Origin of the sequence: Streptomyces sp. NPDC046727 (genome assembly GCF_040645635.1) — a bacterium.
GTDB lineage: Bacteria > Actinomycetota > Actinomycetes > Streptomycetales > Streptomycetaceae > Streptomyces.
Genome location: NZ_JBEYYR010000008.1, coordinates 259,169 through 267,030, shown reverse-complemented (window position 1 = coordinate 267,030; position 7,862 = coordinate 259,169). Strand labels below are relative to the sequence as shown.

General features: G+C 76.5%; 4 protein-coding genes. All 4 read left to right on the top strand.

The window, feature by feature from the left end; all coding sequences use genetic code 11:
- Nucleotides 1-158: 158 nt before the first annotated feature.
- The 4 genes from ABZ937_RS13245 to ABZ937_RS13230 are packed head-to-tail and all read left to right on the top strand — an operon-like array spanning nucleotide 159 to nucleotide 7,849.
- A complete protein-coding gene (locus tag ABZ937_RS13245; protein WP_361690150.1) occupies nucleotides 159-1,334 on the top strand; it encodes a zinc-binding alcohol dehydrogenase family protein in 1,176 nt (391 codons plus the stop codon).
- Complete coding sequence (locus ABZ937_RS13240; protein WP_361690148.1) at nucleotides 1,331-5,863, top strand: SDR family NAD(P)-dependent oxidoreductase; 4,533 nt, start codon at nucleotides 1,331-1,333, stop codon at nucleotides 5,861-5,863. Before ABZ937_RS13245 ends, ABZ937_RS13240 begins: the two co-directional genes overlap by 4 nt.
- Nucleotides 5,856-7,133 carry an acyltransferase domain-containing protein gene (locus ABZ937_RS13235; protein WP_361690145.1) on the top strand — a complete coding sequence of 426 codons (1,278 nt, stop codon included), beginning with the start codon at nucleotides 5,856-5,858 and terminating at the stop codon, nucleotides 7,131-7,133. Before ABZ937_RS13240 ends, ABZ937_RS13235 begins: the two co-directional genes overlap by 8 nt.
- Complete coding sequence (locus ABZ937_RS13230; RefSeq protein WP_361690142.1) at nucleotides 7,130-7,849, top strand: SDR family oxidoreductase; 720 nt, start codon at nucleotides 7,130-7,132, stop codon at nucleotides 7,847-7,849. The genes ABZ937_RS13235 and ABZ937_RS13230 overlap by 4 nt, the downstream gene beginning before the upstream one ends.
- Nucleotides 7,850-7,862: the final 13 nt, after the last annotated feature.

The window sequence follows — 7,862 nt, the reverse complement described above, 5'->3', positions numbered from 1 at the left end:
GGACCGTCCGATAGCATCACCATGATCGCTACGGCGGGGCGGGACGATCACCGCCCCGGCCGCATCGCGCCACGGGGGCAGGTACGGCTGAGGGCGATCGATACGCGTGAGCAGGCAGGCACGTCCGGCGCCGCACGCACGCACACAAGGGGGAACTGATGGAGAACGTTCAGGCCTGGGTGCTGCCCGCGGGTCCGCAGGACAGGTCCGGCGGCCCGGTGCGCGGCGAGCTGACCCTCACCCGCATCCCGGTGGCCTCCCCCGGCGAGGACGAGGTACTGGTCGAGTCCCTCGTCGGCTGCTGGGAAGCCAACATGGAGCACGCCCTCGCGCGCAGCCCCGTCGACATCGTCCGGCAGCGCGGCGAGGAGCAGATCGTCATCGGCACCTGCGGCGTCGTCCGCGTGCTCAGCACCGGATCGGCCGTGCGCGGACTGCGCGAGGGCCAGGAATGCCTGTGGATCCCGTTCGGCCAGGCCGACCGCAACGGCTACGCGGAGACCATCTGCGCCTACGACGCGCCGGGTTCGCCCGGTCTGCTGGCCGAGCGTATGGTCGTCCCCGCCGACCGGCTCGTGCCGCTGCCGGCCGACGGGCGCTACCCGCTGGAGCGCTGGGCGCCGTTCGCCCGGTACTTCACCGCATGGGACAACTGGCGGGTCACCAGCCGGTGCTGGCGCAGCCAGGTCGACGACGCCTGGGACGAGCAGCCGCTCGTCCTCGGCTGGGGCGGCGGGGTCGTCTTCGCCGAACTCGAACTGGCCCGCCGCGAGGGCTTCCGCACGGCCATGGTGTCCGGCCGTGAGAGCCGGCTGAAGGAGATCGCCGCGTCCGGCGCGATCGCCGTCGACCGCCGCGAGTTCCCCGACCTGGACTACCTCCGGGCCAAGGAGTCCACCGACCCGGACGCCATGGACCGCTACCGCGCCTCCGAGGCCCGGTTCCTGGAGATCGTCGGCGAACTCTCCGGCGGCCACGGTGTCTCGGTCTTCCTGGACAACCTCGGCGGCGGCCTGCACCGGGCCACCATGAAGAGCCTCGCCCGCGAGGGCGTGGTGTCCACCGTCGGCTGGAAGACCGGCATGCGGCTGTGGAACCTGCGCGCCACCGAGTGCATCAGCAGGCACATCCACGTCCACACCCACGCCTGGCGGCTGCAGGACGCCCCCCGCATCCGTGACGTCATGCAGGAGACCGGCTGGCTGCCCGACATCGCCGACGACCCGGTGACCCCGTTCGCCCGCGTCCCCGAACTGGCCGACGCCTACCGCCGGGACGACCTCGACACCTACTTCCCGCTGTTCTCCGGCGCCGGGAGGGGGCTGACCCGATGAGCCCGCGTCCCTATGACGTGGCGGTCGTCGGCATGGCCTGCGCGTTCCCCGGTGCCCCGGACCTCGGCCGGTACTGGGCGAACGTGGTGGCCGGTGTCGACTCCGTCACCGAAGTACCCCCGGACCGCTGGCCGGCCGACCGCCACTGGGGCGGCGCCGACGCGGCCCCCGGCGAGCAGTCGCCGTCGAAATGGGGCGGATTCCTGCCGCCCCTGCCCTTCGACGCCCTCGCCCACGGCGTGCCGCCCAACTCCCTCGGCGGCATCGAGACCGCGCAACTGCTCGCCCTGCACACCGCCGACCGGGCACTGGCCGACGCCGGGTACCGCGAGCGGCCGTTCGACCGGGAGACCACCTCGGTGATCTTCGCCGCGGAGGCGGGGGCCGACCTCGCCTCCGCGTACGCGGCGCGCTCGATGCTCGGGCAGCACCTGGAGTCGGTGCCGCAGGAGCTGGACGCCCGGCTGCCCCGGCTGACCGAGGACTCCTTCCCCGGCACCCTCGCCAATGTCATCGCCGGCCGGGTCGCCAACCGGCTCGACCTCGGCGGCCCCACCTACACCGTCGACGCGGCCTGCGCGTCCTCGCTGGCCGCGCTCGACCAGGCCTGCAAGGAACTCCTCGCCGGAACCAGCGACATGGTGCTGTGCGGCGCCGTCGACACCCACAACGGCCTCCACGACCACCTGCTGTTCGGCTCCGTACGGGCACTCTCGCCCACCGGCCGCTGCCGCGCCTTCGACGCCTCCGCCGACGGCATCGTCCTCGCCGAGGGCGTCGCCTGCCTCGTGCTGAAGCGACTCGCGGACGCCGAACGGGACGGCGACCGCGTCTACGCCGTGATCAAGGCGGTCGGCGCGGGCAGCGACGGGCGCGGCCTCGGCCTGACCGCGCCCCGCCCCGAGGGCCAGCGGCGCGCCCTGGAACGCGCCTACGCCCTCGCGGGCCTGTCCCCCCGCGAGGTCGGCCTCGTCGAGGCGCACGGCACCGGCACGGTGCTCGGCGACCGCACCGAACTGGAGACGCTCACCGAGGTGTTCCGCACGGCCGGCGCCGCTCCCGGAGCGTGCTCGCTCGGCTCGGTGAAGTCCCTCATCGGCCACGCCAAGTGCGCGGCCGGCATGGCGGGACTGATCAAGGCCGTACTCGCCGTGCACACCGGCGTCCGGCCGCCCACCCGCCTCACCGAGCCCAACGCGGCCTGGGACCCGGCGACCAGCCCGTTCGCCTTCGACACCACGGCCCGCCCCTGGGCCGAGCCCCGACGCGTCGCCGGAGTGAGCGCGTTCGGTTTCGGCGGGGTCAACTACCACGCCGTCGTGGCCGCCCCCGCTCCGGACCCGGCGCGGGAGACCGCGCCGAGGTCCGCCGGACTGCTCCTGTTCCGCGGCACCGAGGACGAGGTCCGCACCGCCCTGCGGGACCTGGCCGGCCGGCTGGCCGACGGCACCGTACGGCCGTCCGCCCTCACCGGCGTCACCGGCACCGGCCCGACCCGGATCGCCCTCGTCACCGAGGGCACCGCCGCGCTGCGGGAACAGCTCGACCTGGCCCTGCGCGGGGAGGACCGCCCCGAGCGCGGCGTCCACGTGGGAGACGGCACCCGGCAGCCCGTCGCGCTGCTCTTCCCGGGCCAGGGCAGCCAGCGGCCCGGCATGCTGGCCGACCTCTTCGTCGCCTTCCCGCGCCTGCACCGGTACCTGCGCGCCGAGCCGCGACTGACCGGCGCCCTCTTCCCGCCCGCCGCCTTCGGCGGCACACCCCCGCGCCTGGTCGACACCCGGCTCGCCCAGCCCGCCCTCGGCCTCGGCGGCCTCGCCGCCCTGGACCTCCTGCGGGCCTGCGGCGTCGAACCCGACATGACCGCCGGCCACAGCTACGGCGAACTGCCCGCCCTCGCCGCCGCCGGCGCCCTCCCCGAGACGGCCGTACTGCCGCTCAGCGGCGCCCGGGCCGAGGCCATGCACACCGCGGCGGGCCAGGACCCCGGCGCGATGGCCGCGGTCGCCGCGCCCGCCGGCACGGTCGCCGAGCTGCTCGCCCGGCACGGCCTGGCGGACGACGTCACCCCGGCCAACCACAACGCCCCCGGCCAGGTGGTGCTCGCCGGCTCCGCCGCCGGGATCGACGCCGCCGTCGCCGCACTGCGGGAGGCCGGGCACACCGCCAAGCGGCTCCCGGTCGCGGCGGCCTTCCACAGCCCGCGGATGGCCCCGGCCGTCGACGCCTTCGCCGGCGCACTGGCCGGCCACGACCTCCGCGCGCCCCGGCTGTCGGTCTGGTCGGGCGCCACCGCCCGGCCGTATCCGACGGACCCCGAGGCGATACGCACCCAGCTCGCCGGCGCCCTCGCCCGCCCGGTGCGGTTCGCCGAGCAGATCGAGGACATGTACGCGGCCGGCGTCCGCGTCTTCGTGGAGGCGGGCCCGGGCACGGTCCTGACCCGCCTGGTCGGCGAGGTGCTCGCCGACCGCCCGCACACCGCCCTGTCCGTGGAGGCCCCGGGCCGCCCGGGACTCGCGCATCTGCTCGGCACCCTCGCCGCGCTCGCCGTACGCGGCACACCCGTACGGCTGGACGAGCTGACCGGCGCGTGGGACGAGCCGGTGTCCGCGCCCGCCGGATGGACCGTCGACGGCCACCTGGTGCGCACCGCGGACGGCACGCCCGTCCCCGGCGGACTCCAGCCCGCCGGACCGCCCGTGACCCTCACCGGCGGCGGCGCGTCCGACAGCCGCGACGAGACCGTCATCGAGTTCCTGCGCGGCACCCAGCGGATCGTGGCCGCACAGCAGGAGGTCATGCTCCGCTACCTCGGCACGGAACCCCCGGCCCCCGAGCCGCCCGCCGAGATCGACCCACCGGAATCCGCCGGGACCGCGGCGCCCACCGTCCTGGACCTGGTCGCCGCACGCACCGGCTACCCGCCGGCCATGCTCGACCCGGACCTCGACCTGGAAGCCGCCCTCGGCGTCGACTCGCTCAAGCGCACGGAGATCGCCTCCGCCTTGGTCCGCGGCACCCCGGCCGCGGACGCCGTGGGCGAACTCGCCGACCTGCGCACCATCCGGGCGATGACCGACTGGCTCGCCACCCGCACCGGCCCCGGCGGCACCGACCGCCAGGAGGCCGAGCCGGAGCCCGAAGCCCCGCCCGCCGGCGCCTCGGACACCGTGCGCCACGTCGTCGAACCCGTGCCCGAGGAACGGCCCGCCGGCCCGCCGCCGACCCTCACCCGGGCCGCCGTCAGCGGCGGCGGCGAGACCGGTGACGTACTGGCCGCCCTGCTCAAGGAGAACGGCACCGAGGTCGTCAGCGACCCCGCCGGCTGCGACGCCCTCCTGCTGCTCGACGCCCTCGACGGCGGCGACGGCGTCCTGCCCGGCCGGTTCGCCGAGATACGGGCCGCGGTCCTGGGCGGCGTGCGCACCCTGCTGCTGGCCACCTGCCACGACGCCGGACCCGCCGGCGCCGGAGTGCACGGCCTCGCCCGCGCCCTCTCCCGCGAACACCCCGGCCTCGCCGTGGTCGCCGTCGACCTGCAAGCCGGACAGCCGGCCGAGGAGGCGGCGCGCACCCTGCTCGCCGAACTCGGCGCAGCCCAGCCGTCCGTGACCCACACCGTCGGCCGCCGGGCCGTCTGGCGCACCCGGCAGGCCCCGCTGCCCGCCGCCGACGTCACCGCCGGCGACCTCGGCCTGGACCGCGACTCCGTGGTGCTCCTCACCGGCGGCGCGCGCGGCATCACCGCCCGCGTCGCCCGCGCCCTGGCCACCCTCACCGGCTGCCACATCGAACTCGTCGGCCGCAGCGAACCCGTCACCGGGCCGGTCCTCACCGACGCCGACCTGCGGGCCCGCCTGATCGCCGAGGGCGGGCGCGACCCGGCCGGCATCGAACGCGCGGTCCGTGCCCACGCCGCCGGCCGGGAGGTCCGGCAGTGCCTGGACGACCTCGCCGGCCGGGCCGCGTCCGTGCGCTACCACCGCGCCGACGTACGCGACCCCGAGCGGCTGGGTGCCGTCCTGGACGACGTGTACGCCCGGCACGGCCGGCTGGACACCGTCGTCCACGCGGCCGGCCAGGTCCGCGACCGGCTGCTGCGGGACAAGACCCCCGACGAGTTCGCCGAGGTGTACGACACGAAGGTCGCGGGCGCCCGGGCGCTGGCCGCCCGGCTCCGGCCGGGCCTGCGCCACCTGGTGCTCTTCGGCAGCATCGCCGGCGTGACCGGCAACCGCGGCCAGACCGACTACGCCGCCGCCAACGACGCCCTGGACACCCTGGCCCGGCAGTGGTCCGGCCGGGTCGCCGACCGGGTCCTCGCGCTGGACTGGGGCCCCTGGGCGGCCGACGCGGGCGGCATGGTGACCGCCGAACTGGAACGGGCGTACGTCCGGGGCGGCATCGGCCTGATCGACCCGGACGACGGCGTACGGGCCTTCCTGCGCGAACTGGCCTTCGGCCGCGACCCGCAGGTGCTGCTCACCGTCGGGGACCCCGCCGGGTTCGGGAGCGCCCTTGACTGACATCCTCCTCGCCGCCGCGGCCGGCCCCGGAGCCCTGGGCACGGCCCTGCGCTCGGGCCGGCGCGGCGGCACCGGACCCTGCCGCGTCGCGGTGCTCGACCCCACGGCCGAGCGGATCGCGCAGGCCCTCGCCCTGATCGACCGGGGCGAACCGTGGCACGGCGGCAACGACATCTGGTTCGCGCCCCGGCCCGGCCCGGCCGGCCGCACCGTCTTCCTCTTCCCCGGGCTCGACGCCCGTACCGGCCCGCCCCCCGACGACGTCCTGCGCTGGCTGGGCCGCCCCGCCGGACCGGCGACCGGCGCCGCCACCCTCGCCGAGCGCACCCACGCCACCCTGCGGCTCAACCGGGTGCTCCACGCGGCGCTGCTGCGGGCCGGGATCGTCCCGGACGCCATGGCGGGGCACAGCGCGGGGGAGTGGAGCGCCCTGTTCGCGGCGGGCCTCTTCCCCGAGCCGGCGTTCGACGAGTTCGCCCGGACGATGGGCGCCGCCCCGGTCCCGGACGTGGTCTTCGCCGCCGTCGGCCTGCCCGCCGAGGCGGCGGCCCGGCTGGCCGAGGGGGAGCCGCGGGTCGTGCTGTCCCACGACAACGGGCCCGACCAGAGCGTGCTGTGCGGCGACGAGGACGCCGTCACACGCTGCCTCGCCCGGATCGCCGACCCCGAGGTGCCGCGCAGGGTGCTGCCGTTCCGGTCCGGGTTCCACTCGCCGATGCTCGCCCCGTACCTGCCGGGCTTCTCGGCCGTGTTCGACCGGGTGCCGCTCGCCCGCCCCGCCGTCCCCGTCTGGTCCGCGACCACCGTCGCCCCCTACCCGGACGACGAGACCGAGCTGCGCGCCCTGCTCGACCGGCACCTGGTGGAGCCCGTCCGGTTCCGTGCCGTGATCGAGCGGCTGTACGAGCAGGGCGCCCGCGTCTTCGTGCAGGCCGGCTGCGGCAGCCTCACCCGCTTCGTCGCGGCCACCCTCGCCGGCCGGCCGCACCTCACGGTCAGCGCGGGCTCGCCGACCCGGCCCCAGCTCGACCAGCTGCGCTGGGCCGCCGCCGCGCTGTGGGCGGAGGGCCACGCCCCGGACCTGGCCGCCCTCGGCCTCACCGGGCCCACGGCGGACCCGGTACCGAGCGCCCGCGCCGTGACCGGCGTACACCCGAGAACCGGCGCGATCCCGGTGACCCACCCGGTGGCCGACGCCTACGAGGCCGCCGTCGCCGCGGTGAGCGCCTCCGTGGAGACCGTCTACCGGACCTGGAAGGAGCGGACATGAACAGCCGGCGACACGCGGTCGTGACCGGATCGTCCAGCGGCATCGGCGCGGCCGTCGCCGCCCGGCTGGCCCGGGCGGGCTGGGCGGTCACCGGCTGGGACCGCAAACCCGGCGACGCCACCGGCCTCGCCGACTGGCGCGAGGTGGACGTCTCCGACGCCGAGTCCGTCCAGGCCGCCGCCCGCGAGGTGACCGGGACCGACCTCCTCGTCAACAGCGCGGGTGTCGGCGCGATCGCCCCGTCGGCCGAGCTGAAGCCACGCACCTGGGAACGGGTCGTCGGCGTCAACCTCAGCGGCACGTTCTACTGCGCCCAGGCGCTGTTCCCCGCCCTGTCCGCGCGCCGCGGACTGGTGGTGAACCTCGCCTCCGTCATGGCACACCGGGCCGTCCCCGGCCGCGCCGCGTACTGCGCGTCCAAGGCCGGCGTGGTCATGCTCACCGAGGCGCTCGGCGTCGAATGGGCGGAGCACGGCGTCCGCGTGGTGGCCGTCAGCCCCGCCTACGTCCGCACCCCCCTCGTCGCCGAGGGCTTCGCCAACGGCAACCTGGACGAGTCCGCCATCGCCGCCCGCACCCCGCTGGGCCGGCTCGCCGAGCCCGAGGAGATAGCCGACCTCGTCCTGTCCCTCACCGGCGACGAGTTCGCCTATCTCACCGCCACCACCCTGCGCTTCGACGGCGGCTGGACCGCCGACGGCGTGTTCCCCCGCTGAACAGGCCCACGGA